The organism is Vogesella mureinivorans, assembly GCF_007644035.1.
GTDB lineage: Bacteria > Pseudomonadota > Gammaproteobacteria > Burkholderiales > Chromobacteriaceae > Vogesella > Vogesella mureinivorans.
The window spans coordinates 126,586-152,067 of record NZ_VMTV02000909.1; the positions used below are offsets into that span (position 1 = coordinate 126,586).

A 25,482-nucleotide genomic window follows, 5' to 3' on the forward strand; every position below is an offset into this window, starting at 1 on the left:
CTTTTTGCTGATGGCTACGCGCCAGCGCTCAGGCGCTTACCGTCAGCTCGCGCAGATACTGCGGCACTTTGGCCGCGGTCACTTTCTGCAGCTTGCACAGCAAGCCATGGCTCACCTGCGCCAGACCGTGCTTTTGCCGCAAGGTCGCCTGCAAATACTGCAACAGGTTGGCCGCCATCTCGGCATCGGCCAAGGCCCGGTGCGCCTGCCCCGTGGCCGGCAGGCCAGCCCAGCGCGTGAGCGTGCCCAGCTTGTGATCCGGCGCCGTAGGTAGCAGGCGGCGCGACAGTAGCAGCGTGCAGGCAAAATCCTGCTGGCGCTGCAGGCCCAGCAAACCCAGCTCGTAGTCCCAGAACTTGCGGTCAAAGCTGGCGTTATGCGCCACCAGCGGTGCCGTGCCGACAAACGCCGCTGCCTCGCGCATGACCTGCGCGGCCGGTGGTGCGGCCTTGAGCATGGCGTTGCTGATACCGGTGAGCTGCTGGATCATCGGCGGCACCCACACGCCGGCATTCATCAGGCTTTGATAGCGGTCTACCACCTGGCCGTTTTCCAGCAGCACAATGCCGATCTCGGTGGCACGGCCATCGGGGCCTGGCCCGATGGCCGTGGTCTCGAAGTCGATAACGGCCAGCCTTTGGCTCATGCCAGCGCCTGCTTGGCTGCCTCGGCAGGGCTCAGGCCATCGTAGAACATATCGGTATACCACTCGGCCTGCTCTTCGATATGGTCTTGCGCTTCTGCCTCGGTGGCACCCGCCGCCACCAGGTGGGTTTCCACCTCGGTACACCAGGCCAGCAGCGCCAGGGTTTCGTCGTCCAGCTCGTCGATTTCGTTTTTCTTGCGCGACATGGTGTTTTCCTTTACTTGCTTCGTCATTTAACAGCCGCGCATTGTACGCAGCTTTTGCCTGCCGCGCCCTAGCGCGTCATCAGGTCGCCGTACACCAGGCCCGGCTGCGGCTTGCGCTTGGCCGATGGCGCGTCGTACAGCACCAGCCAGGCGTCTGGCCCGGCCCAGTGTGGCGGCAGCCTGCACAGCGCCTCGGCGCGGTCGGTACCTTTGCCGTGCGGCAACACCATATGCTCGGCCACGCCTTCCCACCACAGCGCGGCGCCCTCGCCTGCCGTGACGCCAGCCAATGCGGCCCGCGCACCCACCCAGCGGAACACCCGCACAGCGCCATCCAGCACCATGGTGGGGCCGGCCAACAGCAGCAGATCGTCGCCATCCAGGTGCAGGTCTCGCACGCCCAGGCCTGCCAGCGGCAGGAAATGCTTGCGGTACAGTTGGCCGCTGTCGTCCAGCGGTGCCAGGCGCAGCTCGCCCTTGCGTTCTTCCAGACGCAGCTCTAGCAGGCAGCTCCAGCCGCGCAGCACCGGCCCGCGCAGGCCCAATAGCAGCTTGCCGTCTACCGCTGCCAGGCCTTCCACGTCAAAACCGTTGTCCTTGCCGGGTATGGCCATGAACGGTGCCAGCTGCGGGTCATCGGCCAGCAAAGTGGTGAGTTCGTTAAATTTCTTCTTGCCTTTCAGCGTAGCTGCCGTGCGCCCGTCTGCCGTGGTTTTTTGCAGCGACTACACACCGTCGCCCTCGTCCAGCAGAGGAATGCGCGCCAGCAGGCAGCGGTTGCCATCGTGCGTTACCGTGGCCAGGCGCTTGAGGTTGGCCGCAGCGTCGCGCGCCGGCTGCGGCGCCTTGCGCTTGAGCCCGTGCGAGCCTACCAGCCACAGATAGCCATCGGCCACGGCCAGGCCTTCTAGGTCGGCCTCGATATCGGCGCTGTCCGGCAGCGGCAGATAATCGGCCAGCGGGTAGTGGCGGTCTGCCACAAAGTGCAGGCCCTCTGCTGTGCGGTCGCGCAGCAGGCGGTCCAGGCCGCAGGCTTCGTCGCCGGCCACCCACAGCGTGTCACCGATGGCCACGGCGCCGGACAGGTTATCGTGCACCAGCTGGGCGCTATCCAGCGCCAGGCTGACAGCATTGACGGACAGTTTATTGGGCATGGTTTACCTCGGCTAAAGCGGGTTAATCGTCTGGCAGGGTAATGTGCCAAGGCACGTCGCCTACGTATAAATGGCAGGCCAGGCGCACCGTTTCCGGCGCGTCCGGCCACTGCTCGCTGGCGGCGGCGCTGGCACTGCACAGCCCGGCGCGCAGCAGCACATTGCGCTCCTTGCGGCCAACCTGCACCTGCCGTGGCTGCGCGGCGTGCTGCAGGCGCACGGCACAGGTGCCGCAGGTGCCCTGGCCGCAGCGCCAGTGCAGCGGTACATCATGAAAACGCGCTACGTCGATCAGTGCGTCGCCGGGGCTGGCGTCCAGCTCGGCAATGCTTTGCCCGCCGCGCGCGAAAACCAGCCGTGTCACAGCGCGTACACCGGCAGCACGTCGCCGGGCTGCACTTGCTGGCCTGGCTGCAGGCGCACCAGCGCGTCGGCCCAGGCGCAGGATGTCAGCACGCCAGAGCCCTGATTGGGGTAGCGCTGCAGCACCAGCTGGCCGCCCTGCTGTGCCACACGCACACGCAGGTATTCTTCGCGGCGGGTGTCGGGTTTACGCCAGTCAAACGCGGCGGGCAGGTAGTACAGCGGCTGCCACGCCGGCACCACCTCGCCCATGCGCGCACGCAGGAAATCACGCACCAGCACGGCAAAGGTGACATAGCCCGATACCGGGTTGCCCGGCAGGCCGATAAAGTCGGCCTCGCCTACGCGGCCACTGGCCAGCGGCTTACCGGGCTTGATGGCGATTTTCCACAGCTGCAGCTCGCCCTCGGCTTCTACCGCTGCTTTGACGTGATCCTCCTCGCCGACCGACACGCCACCGCAGGTCATCACCACGTCGGCCTCTGATGCGGCATCGCGCAGTGCCTGGCGCGTGGCGGCCAGTGTGTCGGGGATGATGCCCAGGTCCAGCACTTGGCAGCCCAGCGCGCGCAGCGCCGGCACCAGCCAGTAGCGGTTGGAGTTGTAGATTTTGCCGGCACCGGCCGGCGTGCCGGGCTCCACCAGCTCGTCACCGGTAAAGAACACCGCTACGCGCAGCTGGCTGTACACCTGCAGCTGCGCCACACCTACCGATGCGGCCAGACCCAGGTCGGCATCGCGCAAACGTTGGCCGCAGGCCAGCACGGTTTGCCCCTCGGCAATGTCCTCGCCGCGGCGGCGGATGTTCTGCCCGGCCAGCACCGGCGCGGTGAAGCCCACGCTGCCATCCGGCTGCAGCTCGGCCTGCTCCTGCATCACCACCGCGTCGGCCTGCAGCGGCAGCGGGGCACCGGTAAAGATGCGTGCGGCGCTGGCCGGTAGCAATGGCTGCGGCACACTGCCGGCGGGGATGCGCTGGCTCACCGGCAGCGTGGCCGCGGCGTCGGCGGCGCGCACGGCGTAGCCATCCATGGCGCTATTGTCACAAGGGGGTACATCCAGGGTAGATACCAGGTCTTGCGCCAGCACACGGCCAGCGGCCGCCAGCAGGTCGACCCTGTCGGTACGGGCCGGTACGCGGGCGCGCGCCAGCAGCCAGTCGCGGGTTTGCTCTACGGTTTGCATGAGTCGGATAGCATGAATGACGAAAGCCGCATCTTCTCACAGACGCGGCTTGTACGGTAAGGCGGCTAGCGGGCTAGGCGGCCACAGGGTTGGCCGCAGGCGGCGCTTCGAAACGCTTCCAGTCGGTAATCAGGATGTGCGGCAGCTGCAAGCTGGCGGCCAGGCGCTTTTCGATGTCTTCCAGCACATGGTGGTTATGAATCGTGCCGCCGAGGGTGATTTCGGCATGACGGCTTACCGGGTTGCCCGGCGTAACAAACCAGATGCAATAGCGATTCATGACAGGCACCGGCGAAATAGGCTTAAACCATATATCGGCGCAGTGCCTGCCATTCTTGAAGTTTTTTATCGAAAGCCAAGGTGTGCGCCGGGCTGCTGGATGACAGCACCAATACATCCACCCCACAGCCCGCCAAAGTGGGCGCTGCTTTGCCAGCGGTCTGGCCATTGAACGCCACCAGCTGCAAGGCGGGTAGCGTGGCCACCAGCTCGGCCAGCGGGTTGGCGCGCGCGTCGCGGATATCGCTATCGAGGCTGCCACGGCGCGTGGCCTCGGCCACCACGTCCCACAGCCCCACGCCCAATGCCTGCATGGCCGCCAGGCGCTGCGGGTAAGACAATGCGGCCAACTCGCTGCCCGCCACCGTGCCCAGCAGCCGCCAGAACTGGTTACGCGGGTGCGCGTAATACTGCGCGGCCGCCAGCGAGGCGTCGCCGGGCAGCGAACCCAGGATCAGGATGCGGGTATCGGGATCGACTACCGGGGCAAAGCTGGCTTTACGCATGCGGCCAACTTTAAAACAGGCTGCCCTGCTCGGCGGCCAGCTGGAGGCGCACCGGGCCAAAGCTGCGGCGATGCTCGGCCAGTGCGCCGTGCTGCGCCAGTGCCTTCATGTGCTCGGCTGTGGGGTAGCCCTTGTGGCGGGCAAAACCGTACTGCGGGTGCAGCGCGTCCAGCGCGATCATTTCGGCGTCGCGTGCGGTCTTGGCCAGAATCGATGCGGCGGAGATTTCCTGCACCTTGGCGTCGCCCTTCACAATGGCCTCGGCGGGCAAGGTCAGCGTCTTGGGGATTTTGTTACCGTCAATCAGCACCTTGCCGGGGGTGATGGCCAGGCCATCCACCGCACGCACCATGGCCAGCATGGTGGCCTGAAAAATATTGAGCTGGTCGATTTCGGCAGCACTGGCGTGGGCAATGTGCCAGGCCAGCGCCTTTTCCTTGATCTCCAGCGCCAGCGCCGCGCGCCGAGCCTCGCTCAGTTTTTTCGAGTCGGCCAGGCCAGCAATGGGCCGAGCCGGGTCCAGGATGACCGCGGCGGTAAACACCGAGCCGATCAGCGGGCCGCGGCCTGCTTCGTCCACACCGCAGATCAGCATCGCGCCACCTTGAGGATGGCCTCGGCCGCCAGCCGTGCCGAGTCGGCTTTCAGGCTGTGATGCAGCGCGGTAAAGGTATCGATGATGTCCTGCCGGCTGTCCTGGTTGTCGTACAGCTCGGCCACGGCGGCGGTCAGCTTGTCGACTGTGGCGTCTTTTTGCAGCAGCTCGGGCACCACAAAGCGCTTGGCCAAGATATTGGGCAGGCCCACATACGGCAGCTTGAGCTTGCGCTTCACTAGCTGGTAAGTGAGCCAAGACAGCTTGTAGCTGATCACCATCGGTTTTTTGGTGAGCGCCACTTCCAGCGTGGCGGTGCCACTGGTCACCAGCACCACGTCGGCGGCAATCATCGCCATCTGGGCGTGGCCAAACAGCTTGCGGATGGGCAGGTCCCAGGCCTTGTGGCGGGTGAGCAGCTGGTCAAACTGGTCCATGGTTGGCCGCGTGGCCAGCGGCACCAGAAACTGCGCGTCCGGATAGCGCGCCAGCAGCTGGCGGGCCACGTCCAGATACAGGCCACCCATGAACTCCAGCTCGCTCTTGCGGCTGCCCGGCAGCAGGGCAAACACCGGCGCAGCCTTGGGCAGGCCCAGCTGTTCGCGCATGGCGTTCTGGTCGGGGGCGATGTCGATCTCGCTGGCCAGCGGGTGGCCGACAAAGGTGGCCGGCACGCCCGCGGCGTCGTACAGCGGTTTTTCCATGGGGAACAGGCACAGCACCTGGTCGGCGCTGTCGCCGATTTTCACCACGCGCTCCGGCCGCCACGCCCAGACCGACGGGCTGACGTAGTGCACGGTATGCAGGCCGGCCTGCTTTAGCCACTTTTCCAGCCCCAGGTTGAAATCCGGTGCGTCGATGCCGATGAACACGTCGGGCTTCTCGGCCAGCAGCGTGTCGCGCAGCGTACGGCGGATGCGCAACAGCTCGGGCAGGCGCGACAGCACCTCCACGTAGCCGCGCACCGCCAGGCGCTCTTGCGGCACCTGGCTGGTGAAACCGCGCGCCAGCATGCGCGGGCCGCCGATGCCGGCAAACTCGACATCGGGGTGCGCCGCCTTGAGCGCGTCCATCAAATGGGCGCCCAGCAGGTCGCCCGAGGCCTCGCCGGCGACCATGGCCACCTTGAGCGCACCCGGGCGGGTAAACAGCTTGTCTGTCATGGTCTAGCGGATAATGCCGCGGCTGGCGGCGGCAAAGAAACGCACAAATGCGGCCAACTCGTCCTTGCCGGCAGCGGCGTCGGTTTCGATTTCGGCGCGGGCATCGTCAAACGGCAGGCCTTTGCGGTACAGCGCCTTGTAGGCGTTGCGGATGCTCCGGATCTGCTCGGGGCTGAAGCCGCGACGCTTCAGGCCTTCGGCGTTAATGCCGGCCGGTACGGCGCGGTTGCCGTGTGCCATCACGTACGGCGGCACATCCTGCGCCACGGCGCTGGAGAAAGCCGTCATGGCGTGGTCGCCGATGTGGCAGAACTGGTGCACGCTGGTAAAGCCGCCCAGAATCACCCAGTCGCCTACGTGCACGTGGCCGCCCAGCGTGGCGTTGTTGGCAAAAATGGTGTTATCGCCAATCTGGCAGTCGTGGCCCAGGTGGACATAGGCCATGATCCAGTTGTTGTTACCCAGGCGGGTCACACCGATATCTTGCGCGGTGCCGATATTGAAGGTGCAGAACTCGCGGATGGTATTGCCGTCGCCGATTTCCAGGCGGGTAGGCTCACCGGCGTATTTCTTGTCTTGCGGTACGGCGCCCAGCGAGCAGAACTGGAAAATACGGTTGTTCTTGCCAATGCTGGTGTGGCCTTCGATAACCACGTGCGGCCCTACCCAGGTGCCGCTGCCGATGCTGACATTGGCACCGATAATGCTGTAGGCGCCGATCTCAACATCGTCGGCAATCTGCGCGCCATCGGCAATGATGGCGGTAGGATGAATGGCCATGTTTATACCTCGCGTTTGGCACACATGATTTGCGCTTCACAGGCCACCTGGCCGTCTACCAGCGCACGGGCACTATATTTGGCAATGCCGCGCTTCATGGCCAGCTGTTCCACTTCCAGGGTCAGCTGGTCGCCCGGCACCACCTGGCGCTTGAAGCGGGCGTTATCGATGCCCACAAAGAAGTACAGCTCGTTTTCCGGGCGCTCGCCTTCGCTGCGAATCGACAGAATGCCCGCTGCCTGTGCCAGCGCCTCGATAATCAGCACGCCCGGCATCACCGGGTACTGCTCGAAGTGGCCCATGAAGAACGGCTCGTTGATCGTCACGTTCTTGATGGCCTTGATACGCTGGTTGGCCACAAACTCGGTCACGCGGTCTACCAGCAGGAACGGGTAGCGGTGCGGCAGGTAGCGCATGATCTCGCGTACGTCGATGGATACGGCTGCGTCGGTGCTCACGGCTTCGGTCATGGTTGGGAATCCTTATTGTCTTGCGCTTGTTGCAGCGCTTTTTCAAGTTGTTTTACACGGGTAACCAGCTCGCCCAGGTGGCGCAGATGCGCCGCGTTGGCCAGCCACTCTTTGTGGGTAGCCATCGGGTACACCGCGGTGTAGGCGTCGGCCTGGCGGATGGATTTGGAAATCAGGGTGCCGGCACCCACGTGGGTACCGTCGGCAATATCCAGGTGGCCAATGATGCGGGCGGCACCGCCAATGGTGCAGCGCGCGCCAATCTTGGTGCTACCTGCCACCGCAGCGCAACCGGCCATAGCGGTATGCGCGCCCACCTGGACGTTGTGCGCCAGCTGAATCTGGTTATCCAGCTTCACGCCTTCGCCAATAATGGTGTCTTTCAGCGCACCACGGTCGATGGTTGTATTGGCGCCGACCTCTACATCGTCGCCAATCACCACCACGCCGGTTTGCGGAATCTTGAACCAGCGGTCGGTGTTCCATGCCAGGCCAAAGCCGTCGGCACCAATCACGGCACCGGCGTGCAGGATAACGCGGCTACCCAGACGGCAGCCGTGGTAGAGGCTGACATTGGGGTAAATCAGCGCATCGTCGCCAATGGTCACGTTATCGCCAATGACGACACCGGGGTGAATGATGCAGCGCTCGCCAATGGTGACATGGCGACCGATGCTGACCATTTCGCGCACCTCGGCGCTGGCCGCCACCACACTGCCCTCGCCCACCACGGCACGCGGGTGTACACCCGGCACGGCCGCTGGCGGCGGGTTCAGCAGCGTGGCCACGCGGGCAAAATACAGGTACGGGTCGGCAGCCAGGATCAGGCTGCGGCCAACCTTGCTGGCGGCGTCTGCCAGTGCAGGCTTGACGATAACGGCACCCGCAGCCGTGCTGTCGAGCTGGCTACGGTATTTGGGGTTGGCCAGAAAAGTGATCTGGCCAGCGCCGGCCTCTTCCATGGAGGCCAGGCGGTCGATATCGCGGTCTTCGCCGCGCAGCTCACCGCCCAGGGCGGCCACAATGTGCGATAGTTTCATGGGTTCTAGCAATGACGAAGCCGACTTGGCGTCGGCTTCGAGTGTTGTAAGAAGCCTTCCGGCTTATTTTTCCAGCTCTTTCAGCACCTTGGGCGTAATGTCCAGCTTGCCGCTTACATACACCACGTCCTGCAGGATAAGGTCAAACTGCTCGCGCTCGGCCAGCTGCCTGATCACGCGGTTGGCCCGCTCCTGCACCGCAGCAAACTCTTCGTTGCGGCGCTGGTTCAGGTCTTCGCGAAAATCGCGCGACTTGGCCTGGTACTCGCGGTCTACCGATGCCAGCTCCCGCTCTATGGCGCGGCGCTCGCTATCACTAGGCTTGCCTTTGGCCAGCTGCGACTCCAGCTCTTTACCCCGTGCAGCCAGCTTTTTCAGCTCGGCCTCGCGGTTGGCAAACTCGCGCTCCAGCTTTTTCTGCGCATTCAGCGCAGGGGCGGCTTCGCGGTAGACGCGTTCTGTGTTGACGTAACCGATTTTCATGTCGGCTGCGGTGGCACTGATCGATGCCAGCACCAGGGGCAGTGCCAGCAGCAGGCGTTTGAATGGCATGCTAACTCCTTAGAACACTTGACCAATCGTAAACTGGAAGCGCTGCAGCTGGTCGCCACTTTCTTTCTTCAGCGGCAAGGCATAGCTGAACTTGAGCGGGCCAATAGGTGACAGCCAGGTCATGGCCAGGCCGGCAGAGTAACGCAGGCCATCCGAGGCACTCACCGACGCTTCTTTCGGGTCCCACAGCGTACCGGCATCAAAGAACAGGCTGGTACGCAAGCTACGGTTATCACGCATGCCCGGGAAGGGGAACAGCAGCTCCAGCGAGCTGGTGATCTTGCGTGTACCACCCAGTGCATCGCCGTTGGTGTCCAGCGGGCCCATGCTGCCATTTTCATAGCCGCGCACCGAACCCAGGCCACCCAGATAGTAGTTCTGGAAGAACGGCAGGCGCTTGGTTCTGCCATAACCATTGGCGAACCCTACTTCACCGCTGGCGGCCAGGGTAAAGTTTTTCGACAGCGGCCAGAACCACGCCTGGTTGTGCGACATGCGGTAGTACTGGATATCCCCGCCCGGCACGCCGGCATCCAGGTAAACCCCCATGCTGTAGCCACGCGTTGGCCACAAGGCGCTATCGCGGGTGTCGCGCGACCAGCCGGCCGACGACAATAGCGTCATGTTGGAGCGGCCGTATTGGTTAACAAAGTCCTTGTAGCGCTGCGGGCTATCGCTAAACAGCGTGATAGCGGTATTTTCCGCACCAAAACTGTAGTTGATGCGGTCAAATTCGGTTACCGGCACACCAAAACGTACGGCTGCACCGGTCGTGCTGGTCTTGTACTTGTTGGTATCCGTGGCCGACGGGTTGTACACGCGGCGGTACACGTCGTAGCCTACGCTGACACCATCCACCGTGTAATACGGGTCGGTAAACGACAGCGTTGCATTTTTGGAAGTCTTGCCTGTGGAAAAGCTGAACGACAAAGACTTGCCCGAACCCAGCACGTTGGCTTGCGATACCGAGGCGCTCAGCTGCAAACCATCGCCCTGGGCATAGCCGATACCGGCATTGATCGAGCCGGTAGCACGCTCTTTTACCACCACATTCATATCGACCTGGTCTGCGGTATCTACCACAGCCGGGGTCTCGATATTCACGGTTTCAAAGTAACCCAGCAGCTCAAGACGCTCTTTACTGCGCTTGATGGCGGCGCCGTTATATTGCGCGCTTTCCAGCTGGCGCAGCTCGCGGCGAATCACTTCATCGCGGGTGCGGGTGTTACCGGAAATGCTCACGCGGCGCACGCTGGTCAGGCGGCCCGGGTCGACAAAGAAGGTCAGCGCAACCGTGCTTTTCTCCTGATCGATCTCCGGCACCGGGTTCACGCTGACAAAAGCGTAGCCGTCTGCCTCCAGGCGCTCGGTCAGTGCCGTGATGGAAGCATTGATTTCTTCACGGTTGAACAGCGCACCTTGCTTGATGGTAATCAGCTGGCGCAGCTCTGCTTCTGGCACGCGCAGGTCGCCCGCCAGACGGATATCGGAAATCTTGTACTGTTTGCCTTCGGACAGGTTGGCCGTAACGTACATGGCCTGCTTGTCCGCGCTGATGGCTACCTGCGTGGATTCGATATTGAACTCGGCGTAGCCCTGGTTCAGGTAGTAGGCACGCAGTTTTTCCAGATCGGCCGACAATTGCTGGCGCGAGTAGCGGTCCGAGCGCGACAGCCAGGTCATGAAGCCTGATGGCGTCAGCGACATTTCGTCCAGCAGGGTATCTTCGTCAAAAGCTCGGTTGCCTACAATGCGGATATCCTTGATCTTGGCGGTCACGCCTTCCACGATATCCAGCGTCACCGCCACGCGGTTACGCTCCAGGCGGGTAATCTGCGTCTGGATCTCGGCCGAGTACTTGCCCTTGCTGAAATACTGGCGTTTGAGCTCTTGCACCGCCTGGTCCAGCAGGCCCTGGTCGAAAATGCGCGACTCGGCCAGGCCGTTGTCTTTCATGGCCTTGATCAGCTGCTCTTTCGGAAACTCTTTGCTGCCGTTGACTTGCAACTGTGCGATCACCGGGCGCTCGCTTACCGCCAGCACCAGCACATCGCCATCCGACTCGACGCGCACATCGTTAAAGAAACCGGTAGCAAACAGGGCCTTGATGGCCTCTGATGCGCGCTGCTGGGTGAAGGTATCCCCCACTTTCAACGGCAGGTAGTTGAAGACGGTACCCGGCTCGGTACGCTGCAGGCCTTCAACACGAATGTCCTTGATAACAAAACTGTCCGCGGCCCAGGCCGGGGACAAAAAGGCAGCGGCAACAGCGGCTGCAAGAAAGCGTTTGTTCATAGTTGTTATGATCCTAGCCGGCCAGCAACCGGGCGAAGTCATTAAACAGGGCCAGCATCATGACTATCAGAATGAAAGCCATCCCCAGACGCTGACCGACTTCGTACACGCGATCGGGAAGCGGTCGCCCCCGAATCAGTTCTGCCACATGATACAGCAAGTGCCCACCATCCAGCACTGGCACGGGTAGCAGATTGAATACCCCAAGACTGACACTGATCAGCGCCATGAATTCCAGCAAGGCAATGATGCCGATATCGGCACTTTTGCCCGCGTACTCGGCAATGGTGATCGGGCCGCTCAAGGCGTCCAGCGACACACCGCCAGTCAGCATGGCGCCCAGCGTACCCAGCGTGCTCTGGCACAGCGCCCACGTGCGCGCCAACGCAGCCGGCACCGCATCGCTGGCAGGCACGTGCACGCGCTGCTGCAGGCCGGCGAGCCAGGCTTCGTCCACTGCCGGGGCGGCACCGATGCGGCCAACCTTTACGCCATCCTGATCGATACTGTCCGGGCGCAGCGGCAGCTGCAGCTGCTTGCCCGCACGCTGCACGGTCAGGACAAATTGTTCGCCCGGGTGGTTGTGCACCCAGAGCACCCAGGCCTCCCAGCTGGCTATAGGCTTGCCGCCCACCGCTATCAGCTTGTCACCCGCCAATAATCCGGCCCGCGCTGCCGCACCATCCGGCAGCACGGCGCCGATTTGCGGCAGATAGCGCGCAGGCATCACGCCCAGCTTGCCCATGGTGGCCTGGTCGAATTTTTCCAGCCCGAATGCTGGCAGGTCCAGACGGGCCACCAGCGGCTGCCCTGCCCGCTGCAGGCCCAAGGCAAGCTGCCCATCATTCACAATGGCCATGCCCATGGCCTGGCGGGCATCCGCCCAGTCTGCCACCGGTGTGCCATTGACACTGACGATACGGTCACCCGCACGCACGCCGGCAGCAGCGGCCGCGGTTTGCGCCGCCACGGTACCCACCAATGGCTGCAAGCGGGTTTGCTCGCCGCTCATGGTGATGGCAAACAGCACCACTGCCAGCAGCAGGTTGGCTACCGGGCCCGCCAGCACGATGATCATGCGCTGCCACACCGGGCGCTGGTTAAACGCGCGGTGGCGATCCTGGCTTTCTACCGGCGCCTCGCGTTCGTCCAGCATGCGCACATAGCCGCCCAGCGGTATCCACGCCAGACGCCACTCGGTGTCCCCCACGGTGCGGGCATAGATGGTTTTGCCAAAACCGATGGAGAAAGTCAGCACCTTCACGCCACACAAACGCGCGGCCAGAAAATGGCCAAACTCGTGAAAGGTGACCAGCACGCCAATAACCAGCAAGAAGGCCAGGATGGTCATGCCACCACCCATTCGCCCACCAGGGCGCGCGTAGCGGCATCCTTGGCCAGCAGGCTTTCCAGGTCATGGCTCAGCGCCAGGTCACTCTGCGCCAGCGCCCGCTCGATAAGCTGCGGAATCTGCAGGAAGCCGATGCGCCCGGCCAGAAAGCTGGCTACCGCCACCTCGTTGGCCGCATTCATCACGGCGGAGGCATCGCCACCTGCTTTCAGGCAGTCGAACGCCAATTTCAGGCAGGGGAAGCGCTGCAGGTCGGGCGCTTCGAAAGTCAGTGCGCCCATGGCCAGAAAATCCAGCGGCTGTACCGGCGCGGCAATACGCTGCGGCCAGGCCATAGCGTAGGCGATGGGCGTACGCATATCGGGCGAGCCCAGCTGCGCCAGAATGCTGCCATCGTGATAGCGCACCATGGAATGAATAACGCTTTGCGGGTGCACCACCACCTTGATTTGCTCGGGCGGCGTACGGAACAGCCAGTGCGCCTCGATCACTTCCAGCCCTTTGTTCATCAGGCTGGCAGAGTCTACTGAAATCTTGCGGCCCATCACCCAGTTCGGGTGCTTGCAGGCATCGTCGGCGGTAACGTGTTGCAGCTGCGCCAGCGTATGGTGACGGAAAGGGCCGCCAGACGCGGTAAGGATCAGCTCTACCACGCCCGCGGCGGCCAAGTCACCGTCAAACCCGGCAGGCAGGGCCTGGAACAGTGCATTGTGTTCGCTATCTACCGGCAGCAGCGTCGCACCACCCTCTTGCACGGCGCGCATGAACAGGTCGCCAGCCACCACCAACGATTCCTTATTGGCCAGCAGAATGCGCTTACCCGCCCGCGCAGCCGCCAGGGTTGGCCGCAGGCCGGCCGCACCGACGATGGCCGCCATCACCATATCTACCTCGACTGCGGTAGATACCTCGGTTAATGCCGCTTCGCCGTCCAGTACTTGGGTCTGGCTACCGGCGTCGGCCAGCAGGCCGCGTAGGCGGTGCGCTGCCTGCGGGTCCACCAGCACGGCGTAGCGCGGGTTGTGTTGCAGGCATTGGGCGAATAGCTTGTCGGCCTGGCTATGTGCCGCCAGGGCAAAAACACGATAGCGCGACGGGTGCATGGCCACCACGTCCAGCGTGTTGGTGCCAATGCTACCGGTCGCGCCCAGTACAGTTATCAGTTGAATAGTCATGCAGTACTCATGCAAGCAGCAAACGCAGTGCGTGCGATACGGCCAGAACGGCAATCAGGCTATCGATACGGTCGTAAACACCGCCGTGGCCCGGCAGCAGGCTACTGCTGTCCTTGATGCCGGCGCTACGTTTGAACCAGGATTCCAGCAGGTCGCCCACCACGCTCACCGCGGTCAGGCCCATGGCCAATGGCAACAACACCGCCAGCGGCAGCGGGATATTCAGCCAGCCCAGGTCGTTAACAAACCAGACATAGGCGGCCACACCCACGATGGCACCAATGACACCTTCCCAGCTCTTGCCGGGGCTGATGGCGGGTGCCAGTTTATGCTTGCCAAAAGTTTTGCCGGCGAAATAAGCGGCCACATCGGCCACCCATACCAAACCCATCACCGCCAGCAGCTGCTTGCCACTAATGGCCGAGTTATCCGGGTGCCAGGCCAGAAAGGCAAACCAGGCCGGAAACATCAGCAACACCCCCAGCAGCATGGCCGGGATACCCGTGGGAATCGGCCAACGTTTGCGCAGCCACATAGGTGCCAGCACCAGCCAGACCAGCAACGAGATACTCATCGTCAGCGCACCTGGCATATAGCCCGCCCACCAAGCCAAGCCGGCCAAGGCTGTACAGGCAGCCAGATAGGCCCATTGTTGCACGCCAGCGATGGCCGCCATACGGCAGAATTCCCATAGCGCCAAACCAATAATCAGCCACGAAAAAGCCGCCCAGGCGTGGGGAGGAAAGAAAAACAGCGCCGCCAGCATCAATGGAAGCAGGACGAGCGCCGTGAGAATACGCGTTTTCAGCATGAATTAGCCTCGGCGTTGCGCTTCGGGCAGCTGTTCGCTGGTGCGGCCAAAACGGCGCTCACGCGAATGAAAAGATGCCAGCGCGTCGTGTAGCGCCTTACGGTCGAAGTCCGGCCACAGCAGGTCGGTAAAATACAGCTCGCTATACGCCAGCTGCCACAGCAGGAAGTTACTGATACGCTGCTCGCCACCCGTGCGGATGAACAGGTCAGGCTCCGGGGCGTAGGCGGTAGACAGGTTGGCCGCCAGCGCGGCTTCGTCTATCTGCGCCACACCCTGCGCCTGCAGCCGGGCCACAGCCTGCAAGACATCCCAGCGCCCGCCGTAGTCGGCGGCGATAGTGAGCGTCAAGCCGGTATTGGCTGCCGTCAGGCTTTCGGCTGCATCGATACGCGCCAGAATCGCAGTGGAAAACCGCTCGCGAGAACCAATGATTTTCAAGCGGATATTATTGCGATGCAGGCGTTCCACCTCACGCTCCAGCGCGACAAAGAACAGCTCCATCAGGAAGCTGACTTCTTCTTCCGGGCGGCGCCAGTTCTCGGTGGAAAATGCAAAAAGGGTAAGAAACTCCACCCCCAGCTCGCTGCAGGCTTTTACCGTATCGCGCACGGCATCAAGGCCACGCTTGTGCCCGGCTACGCGGGGCAGGAAGCGCTTTTTGGCCCAGCGCCCGTTGCCATCCATGATGATGGCGATATGCCGAGGCACCACAGGCGCCCCGGTCACATCTTGAGTAGAGCTTGCAAACAAGGGCTACCCCTTATACGGCCAGCAGTTCAGCTTCTTTGGTAGCAAGCGCTTTATCGACTTCGGCAATGAACTTGTCCGTCAGCTTCTGGATGTCGTCCTGACCGCGGCGCTCTTCGTCCTCGGTAATGGCTTTGTCTTTCAGCAGGTTTTTAAAGTCGTTATTGGCATCGCGGCGTACATTGCGTACGGCTACGCGTGCGCCTTCGGCTTCGCCACGCACCACCTTGATCAGGTCGCGACGGCGCTCTTCGGTCAGTGCTGGCATCGGCACACGAATCAGCTCGCCCATAGAGGACGGGTTCAGGCCCAGATCGCTATCGCGAATCGCTTTTTCGATCTTGGCAACCATGCTTTTTTCCCAGGCTTGCACACCCAGGGTACGTGCATCGATATTGGTAACGTTGGCCACTTGGTTCACAGGCACATCGCTACCGTAGTAGTCCACCATAACGTGGTCCAACAGACCGGCGTGTGCGCGGCCTGTGCGCACTTTGGCCAGATCGGTCTTGAAGGTTTCGAGCGTTTTTTGCATTTTGTGCTCGGCTGACTTCTTCACGTCATTGATCATGATTACTCCCGTTGTCTTTCTGAAAAACAAGGCGGAAAGCGGCTCTGAGCCGTTTCCGCCTATGAGGATTCGTTAAAATCAGCAGTGTACCAGCGTGCCTTCGTCTTCGCCAAGCACCACGCGGGTCAGCGCGCCTTGCTTGAAGATGCTGAACACTTTGATATTCAGCTGCTGGTCACGGCACAGGGCAAAGGCCGTTGCATCCATGACTTTCAGGTTGCGCGAGATGGCTTCGTCAAATGTCAGGGTCTGGTAGCGCACGGCGTCCGGGTTCTTTTTCGGATCATCGGTGTATACGCCGTCGACCTTGGTGGCTTTCAGCATGATGTCCACGTTCATTTCCATACCGCGCAGCGCTGCTGCGGTGTCGGTGGTAAAGAACGGGTTGCCGGTACCGGCAGCAAAAATCACAACTTTGCCTTCTTCCAGGTACTGCATGGCCTTGCCGCGCACATACGGCTCGGCAATCTGCTGCATGGTCAGTGCGGACTGCACGCGGGCAATCAGACCCGCTTTGGTCATGGCATCTTTCAGCGCCAGCGCGTTCATGACAGTGGCCATCATGCCCATGTAGTCTGCCGTGGCACGGTCCATGCCGGCCGCTGCAGGCGCTACGCCGCGGAAAATGTTACCGCCACCAATCACGATACCTACTTGCACACCCAGGTCGACGACCTCTTTGATCTGGCCAACGATCTGCTGGATGGTGTTGCGGTTAATCCCGTAGCTGTCATCACCCATCAGGGCTTCACCGGAAAGTTTCAGCAGAATGCGTTTATAGGCGGGGGATTGGCTCATGATTACCTCTGGCATGCGGTTGGGGATTCTTTAATTTGCGAAACGGCACCCTGTTTTGCAGGGTGCCGTTGATTCGATCAGCTTAAGCTAGCGATCAGAGCTTGGCAGCAGCAGCAACCTCTGCAGCGTAGTCAACCACTTTCTTCTCGATGCCTTCGCCAACAACAAACATGGCAAATGCTTTTACGGAAGCGCCTTTTTCGGCCAGCAGTTTTTCTACGGTGATGTCAGGGTTCTTGACGAACTGCTGACCCAGCAGGGTCACTTCAGCCAGGAACTTGTTCACGCGGCCTTCAACCATTTTGGCAACGATATCAGCCGGCTTGCCGGATTCGGCAGCCTGTGCGGTGTAGATCTTGCGCTCTTGTTCCAGGGTGTCGGCAGACACTTCGGCTTTGGATACGCAGATAGGCTTGGATGCAGCAACGTGCATGGCCACATCTTTACCGATTTGCTCGTCGCCTTTGAAGTCAACGATCACGCCGATCTTCGCGCCGTGCAGGTAGGTAGCGATGGCACCGTCGGTTTCGTAACGTACGAAACGGCGGATGGTCATGTTTTCGCCCAGTTTGGCGATAGCAGCCTTGCGGATGTCTTCTACGGACTGGCCGTCGATCACAACAGCAGACAGCGCTTCAACATCGGCAGGGTTGGCTTCTACAACAGCTTGGGCTGCAGCAGTAACCAGGGCGATGAAGGTAGGGTCTTTGGCAACGAAGTCGGTTTCGCAGTTCACTTCAACCAGGGCGCCAACGCCACCAGCTACGAAAGAACCGATGATACCTTCAGCGGCTACACGGCCAGCCATTTTGGAGGCTTTGGCACCGGACTTGATACGCAGGATTTCTTCTGCTTTTGCCAGGTCGCCTTCAGATTCTACCAGTGCTTTTTTGCACTCCATCATGCCCAGACCGGTCGCATTGCGCAGGTCGGATACCATCTTTGCGGTGATTTCCGCCATGGTGAACTCCTTGAATATATTCGGATACGTTGAAACTGAGGTCTAAAAAAAGGGGCTTTCGCCCCTTTTCTGCTTACTCGGCAGCAGCCGGTTCAGCAGCGATGATTTCCTGGATTGCCTGAGCGCGGCCTTCCAGAACAGCATCGGCGATACCGCGAGCGTACAGGCGGATAGCGCGGCTGGAGTCATCGTTACCCGGGATAACGTAGTCGATGCCTTCCGGCGAGTTGTTGGTATCAACAACACCAATTACCGGGATACCCAGCTTTTTGGCTTCAACAACAGCACCTTTCTGGTAGCCGGTATCGATTACGAAGATCGCGTCCGGCAGACCTTTCATATCCTTGATACCGCCCAGCGAACGCTCCAGTTTTTCAACGTCGCGTTGCAGGTCCAGCAGTTCTTTCTTGTTGAAACCGGACTGATCGCCAGCTTCGAGCTGAGCACGCTTGTCTTCAAGACGCTTGATGGACTGCTTCACGGTCTTGTAGTTGGTCAGCATGCCGCCCAGCCAGCGGTGATCCACGAACGGCGCACCTGCACGGGTGGCTTCTTCGCGGACGATCTCACGCGCCTGACGCTTGGTACCCACAAACAGAACGTTACCCTTGTTGGCAGTCAGACGACGCACATATTCCTGAGCCTGCACGAACAGCGGCAGGGTTTTTTCCAGGTTGATGATGTGAATCTTGTTGCGGCTGCCAAAGATGTACTGAGCCATCTTCGGGTTCCAGAAGCGGGTTTGGTGGCCGAAGTGTACGCCGGCCTCAAGCATTTGACGCATGGTCACATTGGTGGACATTCTGAATCTCCAAAAGGGTTATGCCTCCATCCGTACAGACAACCCGCTAGCGGGCACCCTTTGGTACGGATGTGCGTGATATCCCCCAAAAATTGAGGGAACTCGCAATTCTAGCACTATCGAACCGCAGCCTTCAAGCCGTTCAGATATCGCCATCCGGGTTCTGCTTGCGCAGATGGCGGCGGCGCACTATCCACAAAATGAGCCAAGTGGGCAAAACCCCCAGAAAAAACACGATGATGCCGCTGCGGATTGCGCTCTCTTGCGCCACGGCCAACATCAGCACCACATACAGCCAACCTATCAGAACGAGGTACATATCAAACGTCCGTTTGAAAAATTATCGGAATTCTGACAAGAATACCGCACCGCACAGACAGAGTGACACATCATGCAAACCCGCCTCACCGACACCTTCGGCATTACCCTCCCCCTGGTTTGCCCCGGCATGAGCTACATTGCCGTGCCCGAGCTGGTGGCCGCCACCAGCAATGCAGGCGGCCTGGGCATCCTGGCTACCGGCCCGCTTAGCGCCGAACAAACCCGCGCCGCCATCCGCCGCATTCGCGAGCTGACAGACAAGCCATTCGGTATCGGCTGTACGCTGATGATGCCCGGCGCCCGGGAAAACGCCGAAGTCGCACTGCAAGAAAAAGTGCCGGTGATCAACTTCTCGTTGGGCAAGGGCGACTGGATCGTCAAGCGCGCGCGTGAATACGGCGGCAAGGTCATCGCCACAGTGGTTACCGAAAAGCACGCCATCTCGGCAGAAAAAGCCGGCGTCGACGCCCTGCTGGTAACCGGCCACGAAGCAGCCGCGCACGGTGGCGAAGTCACCTCGCTGGTGCTGATCCCCGCCATCCGCAAGGTGTGCAGCCTGCCCATTATCGCCGCCGGCGGTTTTGGCACCGGTAGCGGGCTGGTGGCCGCACTGGCACTGGGCGCAGACGGCATTGCCATGGGCAGCCGCCTGGCCATGACCCGCGAAAGCCCGGTACACCAACGCACCAAAGAGATGATTCGCGAGCGCAGCGTGGCCGATACTATTTATTCCAAGAATTTTGACGGCCTGTGGTGCCGGGTCATGGATTCTGCCACCGCCCGCAAAGCCACCCGCAAGCCGCTGGGCCTGCTTACCGCCGCCTGGCGTGCCATGCGCATCAGCCGCAAAATGCACATGCCAGTGGCCAAGGTAGTCGTTGGCGGCCTGCTCACCCAGCCGCAGTCACTGCGCCAGCTGGCGCAGTTTGGCGCCGCTACCGAATCCATCCGCCTGTCTATCGAGGAAGGCAACCACGAGCAAGGCGTGCAGCTGATTGGCCAGGTACAAGGCTTGATCGACGACGTACCTACCGTGGCCGAGCTATTTATCCGCCTGCAAGACGAGGCACGCCGCTGCCAGCAAAACCTGCCCCGCTTCTGATTGCCTGACGGCAGCGCATTGCTTATTTTGCAAATGATATTTATTATCAAATAGCAATGCGCCTGCCACAGCATGGCAAGCGCCCGTGCACCCCTTGCACAGGAAAACGCCATGATCGAGCTTGCCTACGACATCCAACACATCCATACCTGCACGCCCTCGCCAGGCTGCCAGCAGCCATGCCATGGTTTGCGCATACCCGCCAACCGGCTCACCCTCATTAGCAGCCCGGACAGCCAGCACAGCCGCGCCGTACTGGATACGCTAGCCGGGTGCCAGGGGCAGCTATGCGGCCAACTCTTCGGCCAGCCGCTATCGCACGGCCGCGTGGCCATCGCCCGCCTGGGCGCGCAGACCACCACCCACAGCCGGCTGCGGCTGGGTGATTTCGTGATGCAAGCCCGCCGCCAGCACTGGCTGGCCAGGCCGCACGCCATCGACCACGAAGCCGTTAGCCACGCACTGCACACCCTGGGCATCAGCGAGCTGGCGCAGCACAAGCTCCACACCCTGAACGCAGCGCAACGCCAGCTGGCCTGCCTGGCACAAGCCCTGGCCGGCCATGCCCCCGTGCTGCTACTGGACGAGCCTGCCAGCCTGTTGGCACCCGCCAGCCGCGACATCCTGCTACGCAAGTTGGCCGCACTGGCACTACGTGGCCGCACCATTATCTGCACACTGCAAGGCAGCCAGGCCAGCCAGGCATGCGCCCACTGGCTGATACAACTCCATGCAGATGGCCACGCACGACAAGGCGTACCCACGCAGCAGCACACACCGGCACTGGCGGCCTGACATACGCCAGCAAGTGGGCAGGCGCTGCCGTGCAGCGTAGAATGGCCGCCCCAGCCCTCTGCCTGCCTTTGCCCATGAGCCTGCACCTGCCCGCCCAGCCCGACCCGCACCTACCCACCCGCTGGTGCCTGTTCGACGGTAACAGCCTGTACCTGCAAGACAACCAGCTGCCGGCCACGCCGCCCGGCCCGCACAGCCCGCCCTGCTATATCGGCCATAACGATGCGGCCAACCTGTACAGCACCGAGCTGATTGGCCCTGCCCCGGCAGGCTGGCAGAAAGTCACCCTGCGCCAGGCGCTCTACGCCCTGCCGGCCGACACCAGTGCGCTGCTGGCGCGTGCCGCCCAGCTGCGCCGCTTTCACCAGACCCACCGCTACTGCGGCGCTTGTGCCGGCCCGCTACAAGCACACCTGCACGACCAAGGCCGCCACTGCCCGGCCTGCGGCGAGGTGTATTACCCGCGCCTGTCGCCCGCCATGATGGTGCTGATTACCCGTGGCCGCGAGGTGCTACTGGCGCGCAGCCCGCACTTTGCCCCCGGCATGTACAGCGCGCTGGCCGGTTTTGTCGAGCCTGGCGAAACGCTGGAAGCCTGCGTACACCGCGAGGCCTTCGAAGAAGTAGGCGTACGCCTGCACACGCCGCGCTATGCCATGTCGCAATCGTGGCCCTTTCCGCACTCGCTGATGCTGGCCTTTGTGGCGGAATACCACAGTGGTGACATCACGCCGCAGCCCGGCGAAATCGAAGATGCCGCCTGGTTCGATATTGATGCGCTCCCTGTCATCCCGCCGGAACGCTCCATCGCTTACTTTTTGATTACAGAACACATTCAGCAGTTACGCAGCCAGCCGGCAGCGTAACGCACCAGCCCCCCGCCCCCCGCAAGCCATGTTCAGCACATGGCTTTTTCTATTAAAAAATGCTATCTGCACCGCGCTATTTTCTACTCAGTCCTTTAAAAACCGCCCTAGTCGTTTTAATATCAAAACACATAAAAAACAGGCGGCCCAACGATAGCCGCCGTCACCCAATCAAAGCACATCTGCAAGGATAAAAATCATGGGGAAATTGACGCTGGCACAGCGCCTGGGCTTAGGCTTTGGCGCTGTCATTCTGCTATTGGTCCTGGGTTCCGCTTTCACGCTCTACCGCCTTACCGTGATCCAGACCCGCGTTTCCGAGCTGGTAGAACACCGCATTCCGGTGATCCAGTACTCGCGTACGCTCAGCGGCTCGCTGCTGGCCTCTACCAACGCGGCACGCACCATCCTGCTGGAAAGTGACGACAAGCTGGTAGAAGAAAAAATGGCGATCCTGAAAAAATCCGTGATCACCGCCAACCAGCAGTTCAAGCTGATGCAGGAAATCTCGTCCGACCCGGAAGAACTGGTACTGGTAGAGAAAATCGGCAAATCGCTAGCCGAATTCAACCGGCTCACCGATAAGCTTATCCCCATGATTACCAAGCAAAAATGGGATGCCTCCATTATTGTCAGCGAAAAAATGGAGCCACAAGAAGGCCTGCTGGGCATGCAGCTCGATAAGCTGATTGCGCACCATACCAAAGTAATGGAAGAGCAAAAGTCGTCCACCACCAGCACCCTGCGCGACACCATGGTGGCGGCCATCATTGCCATCATCGCTAGCGTGGGCGCCAGCGTGGTCGTGGCCCTGCTGATTGCCCGTACCCTTACCCGCCAGATCGGCGGCGAGCCGGACTACGCCGCCACCGTGATGAAAGAAATCGCTCACGGCAACCTGGGCGTACAGGTCAACCTGAGCAAGGGCGACAACAGCTCCCTGCTGTACAACCTGTCGCGCATGACCCGCGAGCTGAACGACGCGCTACGCACCGTGGAGCGCAGCGTGCAGGAAAGCGGCAATGCCTCGCAAGAGCTGCGCGACACCATGCAGCGCCTGATGAGCCGCAGCGAAGAACAAAACCGCGCCGCGGACGAAATGGCCACCGTTATCCAGCAAATGGCCGTGGGTGTGCGCGAGCTGCACCAAAGTGCAGGTAGTGCCGAAATGGCCGCCCGCAACGCCAGCGGCGATGCCCGCGAAGGCGTAGAGGTTATCAAAGGCGCCGTGAAGGAGATGGACGCCATCAGCACCCTGATCCAGAGCACCGCAGGCAGCATCCACGAGCTGGGCCGCCAGTCGCAAACCATCGACAACATTGTCTCGGTGATTCGTGACGTAGCCGACCAGACCAACCTGCTGGCCCTGAACGCCGCCATCGAAGCCGCCCGCGCCGGCGAGCAAGGCCGTGGCTTTGCCGTGGTGGCCGACGAAGTGCGCAAGCTGGCCGAGCGCACCACCAAGGCCACCGGCGAAATTGCCCAGATGATCGGCGCCATCCGCGTCAGCTCGCAGCAAGCTGTGGAGGCCATGAACCAGTCGGTAGAGCGCGCCCATACCAGCGCCACCCAGGGCCAGCGCGCTGGCGAGTCCATCGTGGCCATCCAGGACGGCACCGAAAACGTGGGCCAGAGCGTGCTGTCCATTGCCAGCGCCCTGTCCGAGCAGGCCCGCTCCGGCGAGCAGGTATCGCGCGAAGTCGAGCGCATTACCAGCATTGCCCACCGTAACCGCGAAGCCGCCGACGAAGCCGCCCGCGCCGCCGCGCGCATGAGCGAGCTCACCGAAGAAATTCGCCAGAGCTTTAGCCGCTTCCGCACCAACTAAGGTTGGCCGCAAGGCCGCCAATACACAGCCACCCCACGGGGTTAATGCCAGTCAGTTAACGCTGACTGGCATTTTTTTGGCTGGCGGTTTGTTGCGCTAAAGCGGCTTGCGAGTCCGCCATGCGGACGATACTTAAATGCCGGTTCCGCCCGGCAGACGGGAAAGGGGGCGGATTGCCACCCCCTTTTCATTCCCCCGCAACCCGGGGCTGCTCGAAACCCCGGCCAAAATGGCACGCCCCAGGCGCCGCCGAACTCGCCGCGTGCTAACGTCACGCGGCTCAAACAAATCGGCTGCTTGCGCGTGCGAATCTTTGATTCGCTCAGCACAATCCTGGGGCGCACCATTGTGCCCGGCTCGCGCCAACGGGATGGGGCGTTTCACTCGCGCGCTACCACTTGATGGCCAAGCCTATTCGCCTAACTGACTGGCATTACCCCACGGGGTGGCTTTTTCACGCCTGCGGCCAACCTTGCGCCCGCCAAAAACAACACCCCCTTGCCACGATAGCAAGGGGGTGTTGCACGAGAAGACGGCCAGGCTACGCTCAGGCTTTGGCCGGTACCGCCGCCAGCACCGCTTTCAGCAGCTGCCAGGCGTGGCCGACCGAGGCCACCTCCACGCGCTCGCCCGGGGCGTGCGCGCCGCGGATATTGGGGCCAAACGACACCATATCCATATGCGGGTACTTGGCGCCGATAATGCCGCACTCCAGGCCGGCGTGAATCACCTGCACGCCCGATTCGGCACCAAACTGCGCTTGGTACACGCGCTGGCACAGCGCCAACAGCGGCGATGCCGGGTTCGGCGCCCAGCCGGGGTAGCCGCCTTCGGTTTCGGTGGCAAAACCGGCCAGCTGGAACAGCGCTACGATCTCGGCGGCCAGGTTGCGGAAGCCGCTGTCCAGCAGCGAGCGTACCATCAGGTTGGCAAACACTTTGCCCTCGTCGATGGCAATCACGCCCAGGTTGTTGGAGGTTTCCACCACGCCGGCCACACGCTGGCTCATGCGCTTCACGCCATGCGGTGCGGCATGCAGCGCGGCCAGAATGGCGTCCTGATCGGCTTGCGCCATCATGCTGCTGGCAGCGGCGGGCCGGGTAGCCAGGGTAACGCCCTCGTCCACGCCGGCCAGCTCGAAGCGCATCAGCGCCTGGTAGGCATCGATCGCGGCGGCCACTTGCTCGGCCTGCGCTGCCGGGTAGGCCACCACGGCAAAAGCTTCGCGCGCCAGGGCATTGCGGGCGGTGCCACCGTTGAACGACACCAGGCGCAGCGGCAGCGTGGCGGCCAGCTCGGCCAGCAGGCGCACCAGCACTTTGTTGGCGTTACCGCGCCCCAGGTGGATATCGGCACCGGAGTGCCCACCCACCAGGCCGGATACCACCAGCTGCTGCGCGGTGTAGCCAGCCGGCAGCGGCTCTGCGGCGTAAGTGCGGCGTACGTTCACATCGATACCGCCGGCGCAGCCCATGTAGAACTCGCCCCACTCTTCGGTATCGATATTGATCATCATCTGGCCCTGCAGCAGCGTGGGCGACAGTCCCAGCGCGCCGCCCATGCCGGCTTCTTCGTCCAGCGTCATCAGTACTTCTACCGGGCCGTGGGCGATGTCGTCGGCCGACAGTACGGCCAGGCCCAGCGCCACGCCAATGCCGTTATCGGCGCCCAGCGTGGTGTTTTCGGCGATCAGCCAGCCGTCTTTCAGCACCGGGCGGATCGGGTCGTTGAAGAAGTCGTGCACCGTGCCGGTATTGGCCTGGCACACCATGTCCAGGTGGCCCTGCAGCACCACGCCGATACGGTCTTCCATGCCGGGCGTGGCGGGTTTGCGCACCACCAGGTTGCCCACCTCGTCCACGGCGGTGTCCAGGCCACGCAGCTCGGCCCAGCCTTTCAGGTAGTCGCGCAGCGCCTGCTCGTGCTTGGACGGGCGCGGGATGTCACACAGGGTCTGGAAGTGTTCCCAGACGACACGGGGTTCGAATTCGGCAATGTTTACCACGACAACAAGCTCCTTTGCGGTATTCAGGGGACAGCTCACAGCCTTGTGCGCCATGAACAAGGGGCGGCCGCGGTGCCGCCCCACAATCTGCTTGCCTGTACTGTAACACGCA

At 62.0% G+C, this 25,482-nt stretch carries 27 protein-coding genes and 1 pseudogene; 4 read left to right on the plus strand and 24 right to left on the minus strand.

Annotation, left to right across the window (positions count from 1 at the left end):
• Positions 1-28 precede the first annotated feature (28 nt).
• From FLQ44_RS20775 to FLQ44_RS23870, 23 genes and pseudogenes are all read right to left on the minus strand, one after another.
• Positions 29-646 (minus strand): 3'-5' exonuclease, encoded by a 618-nt coding sequence (locus tag FLQ44_RS20775; protein WP_147695890.1) that lies wholly within the window; start codon positions 644-646, stop codon positions 29-31.
• Complete coding sequence (locus tag FLQ44_RS20780) at positions 643-879, minus strand: hypothetical protein (protein WP_017509546.1); 237 nt, start codon at positions 877-879, stop codon at positions 643-645. Before FLQ44_RS20780 ends, FLQ44_RS20775 begins: the two co-directional genes overlap by 4 nt.
• Before the next feature lie 41 nt (positions 880-920).
• Positions 921-2,006 (minus strand): annotated as a pseudogene (locus FLQ44_RS24495) (DUF3616 domain-containing protein).
• Positions 2,007-2,028: 22 nt separating this feature from the next.
• On the minus strand, positions 2,029-2,370 hold the full coding sequence (locus tag FLQ44_RS20790) for a 2Fe-2S iron-sulfur cluster-binding protein (protein WP_147695891.1): 342 nt from the start codon (positions 2,368-2,370) through the stop codon (positions 2,029-2,031).
• Positions 2,367-3,554, minus strand: a complete 1,188-nt coding sequence (locus FLQ44_RS20795; RefSeq protein WP_240801361.1) for a molybdopterin molybdotransferase MoeA — start codon at positions 3,552-3,554, stop codon at positions 2,367-2,369. Before FLQ44_RS20795 ends, FLQ44_RS20790 begins: the two co-directional genes overlap by 4 nt.
• A gap of 73 nt (positions 3,555-3,627) precedes the next feature.
• Complete coding sequence (locus FLQ44_RS20800) at positions 3,628-3,834, minus strand: hypothetical protein (protein ID WP_147695893.1); 207 nt, start codon at positions 3,832-3,834, stop codon at positions 3,628-3,630.
• A gap of 22 nt (positions 3,835-3,856) precedes the next feature.
• On the minus strand, positions 3,857-4,339 hold the full coding sequence (locus tag FLQ44_RS20805) for a DNA-deoxyinosine glycosylase (RefSeq protein WP_147695894.1): 483 nt from the start codon (positions 4,337-4,339) through the stop codon (positions 3,857-3,859).
• 10 nt (positions 4,340-4,349) lie between these two features.
• Complete coding sequence (rnhB, locus tag FLQ44_RS20810) at positions 4,350-4,934, minus strand: ribonuclease HII (RefSeq protein WP_147683593.1); 585 nt, start codon at positions 4,932-4,934, stop codon at positions 4,350-4,352.
• Positions 4,928-6,097 carry a lipid-A-disaccharide synthase gene (lpxB, locus tag FLQ44_RS20815; protein WP_147695895.1) on the minus strand — a complete coding sequence of 390 codons (1,170 nt, stop codon included), beginning with the start codon at positions 6,095-6,097 and terminating at the stop codon, positions 4,928-4,930. Before lpxB ends, rnhB begins: the two co-directional genes overlap by 7 nt.
• Before the next feature lie 3 nt (positions 6,098-6,100).
• Positions 6,101-6,877 (minus strand): acyl-ACP--UDP-N-acetylglucosamine O-acyltransferase, encoded by a 777-nt coding sequence (gene lpxA, locus FLQ44_RS20820; RefSeq protein WP_147695896.1) that lies wholly within the window; start codon positions 6,875-6,877, stop codon positions 6,101-6,103.
• A 2-nt stretch (positions 6,878-6,879) separates the two neighbouring features.
• Positions 6,880-7,347: a 3-hydroxyacyl-ACP dehydratase FabZ gene (fabZ, locus tag FLQ44_RS20825; RefSeq protein ID WP_147695897.1), complete on the minus strand. Its 468-nt coding sequence runs from the start codon at positions 7,345-7,347 to the stop codon at positions 6,880-6,882.
• Entirely contained in the window at positions 7,344-8,387 is a 1,044-nt protein-coding gene (lpxD, locus tag FLQ44_RS20830; RefSeq protein WP_147695898.1) for a UDP-3-O-(3-hydroxymyristoyl)glucosamine N-acyltransferase, read from the minus strand. Before lpxD ends, fabZ begins: the two co-directional genes overlap by 4 nt.
• Before the next feature lie 63 nt (positions 8,388-8,450).
• Complete coding sequence (locus FLQ44_RS20835) at positions 8,451-8,939, minus strand: OmpH/Skp family outer membrane protein (protein ID WP_147695899.1); 489 nt, start codon at positions 8,937-8,939, stop codon at positions 8,451-8,453.
• A gap of 9 nt (positions 8,940-8,948) precedes the next feature.
• Positions 8,949-11,234, minus strand: a complete 2,286-nt coding sequence (gene bamA / locus FLQ44_RS20840) for an outer membrane protein assembly factor BamA (RefSeq protein WP_147695900.1) — start codon at positions 11,232-11,234, stop codon at positions 8,949-8,951.
• Between the two features lie 13 nt (positions 11,235-11,247).
• Positions 11,248-12,585, minus strand: a complete 1,338-nt coding sequence (gene rseP / locus FLQ44_RS20845) for an RIP metalloprotease RseP (RefSeq protein ID WP_147695901.1) — start codon at positions 12,583-12,585, stop codon at positions 11,248-11,250.
• The gene (gene ispC / locus FLQ44_RS20850; protein WP_147695902.1) at positions 12,582-13,760 is read right to left on the minus strand and encodes a 1-deoxy-D-xylulose-5-phosphate reductoisomerase; all 1,179 of its coding nucleotides are present in this window, start codon (positions 13,758-13,760) and stop codon (positions 12,582-12,584) included. Before ispC ends, rseP begins: the two co-directional genes overlap by 4 nt.
• A 7-nt stretch (positions 13,761-13,767) precedes the next feature.
• Entirely contained in the window at positions 13,768-14,571 is an 804-nt protein-coding gene (locus FLQ44_RS20855; protein WP_147695903.1) for a phosphatidate cytidylyltransferase, read from the minus strand.
• Positions 14,572-14,574: 3 nt separating this feature from the next.
• Positions 14,575-15,324: an undecaprenyl pyrophosphate synthase gene (uppS, locus tag FLQ44_RS20860; RefSeq protein WP_439144955.1), complete on the minus strand. Its 750-nt coding sequence runs from the start codon at positions 15,322-15,324 to the stop codon at positions 14,575-14,577.
• A gap of 10 nt (positions 15,325-15,334) precedes the next feature.
• Complete coding sequence (gene frr / locus FLQ44_RS20865; protein WP_147695904.1) at positions 15,335-15,892, minus strand: ribosome recycling factor; 558 nt, start codon at positions 15,890-15,892, stop codon at positions 15,335-15,337.
• A gap of 78 nt (positions 15,893-15,970) precedes the next feature.
• Positions 15,971-16,690 (minus strand): UMP kinase, encoded by a 720-nt coding sequence (pyrH, locus tag FLQ44_RS20870; RefSeq protein ID WP_017509528.1) that lies wholly within the window; start codon positions 16,688-16,690, stop codon positions 15,971-15,973.
• Positions 16,691-16,784: 94 nt separating this feature from the next.
• Positions 16,785-17,651: a translation elongation factor Ts gene (tsf, locus tag FLQ44_RS20875; RefSeq protein WP_147695905.1), complete on the minus strand. Its 867-nt coding sequence runs from the start codon at positions 17,649-17,651 to the stop codon at positions 16,785-16,787.
• A 73-nt stretch (positions 17,652-17,724) separates the two neighbouring features.
• Positions 17,725-18,453 (minus strand): 30S ribosomal protein S2, encoded by a 729-nt coding sequence (gene rpsB / locus FLQ44_RS20880; RefSeq protein ID WP_017509526.1) that lies wholly within the window; start codon positions 18,451-18,453, stop codon positions 17,725-17,727.
• A gap of 142 nt (positions 18,454-18,595) precedes the next feature.
• A complete protein-coding gene (locus FLQ44_RS23870; protein WP_170253049.1) occupies positions 18,596-18,772 on the minus strand; it encodes a hypothetical protein in 177 nt (58 codons plus the stop codon).
• Positions 18,773-18,844: 72 nt separating this feature from the next.
• Between FLQ44_RS23870 and FLQ44_RS20885 the strand changes: the two genes are divergently transcribed.
• The 4 genes from FLQ44_RS20885 (at position 18,845) to FLQ44_RS20900 (ending at position 23,365) form a co-directional block, all read left to right on the plus strand.
• The gene (locus tag FLQ44_RS20885) at positions 18,845-19,876 is read left to right on the plus strand and encodes an NAD(P)H-dependent flavin oxidoreductase (RefSeq protein ID WP_147695906.1); all 1,032 of its coding nucleotides are present in this window, start codon (positions 18,845-18,847) and stop codon (positions 19,874-19,876) included.
• 111 nt (positions 19,877-19,987) lie between these two features.
• Positions 19,988-20,671 carry an ATP-binding cassette domain-containing protein gene (locus tag FLQ44_RS20890; protein WP_170253050.1) on the plus strand — a complete coding sequence of 228 codons (684 nt, stop codon included), beginning with the start codon at positions 19,988-19,990 and terminating at the stop codon, positions 20,669-20,671.
• Between the two features lie 74 nt (positions 20,672-20,745).
• Positions 20,746-21,537, plus strand: coding sequence for an NAD(+) diphosphatase (nudC, locus tag FLQ44_RS20895; RefSeq protein WP_147695908.1), 792 nt, complete (start codon positions 20,746-20,748; stop codon positions 21,535-21,537).
• A 199-nt stretch (positions 21,538-21,736) separates the two neighbouring features.
• Positions 21,737-23,365, plus strand: a complete 1,629-nt coding sequence (locus FLQ44_RS20900) for a methyl-accepting chemotaxis protein (RefSeq protein WP_147695909.1) — start codon at positions 21,737-21,739, stop codon at positions 23,363-23,365.
• 547 nt (positions 23,366-23,912) lie between these two features.
• On the opposite strand, the gene FLQ44_RS20905 is transcribed toward FLQ44_RS20900, so the two are convergent.
• Positions 23,913-25,370, minus strand: coding sequence for an aminoacyl-histidine dipeptidase (locus tag FLQ44_RS20905; protein WP_147695910.1), 1,458 nt, complete (start codon positions 25,368-25,370; stop codon positions 23,913-23,915).
• Positions 25,371-25,482: the final 112 nt, after the last annotated feature.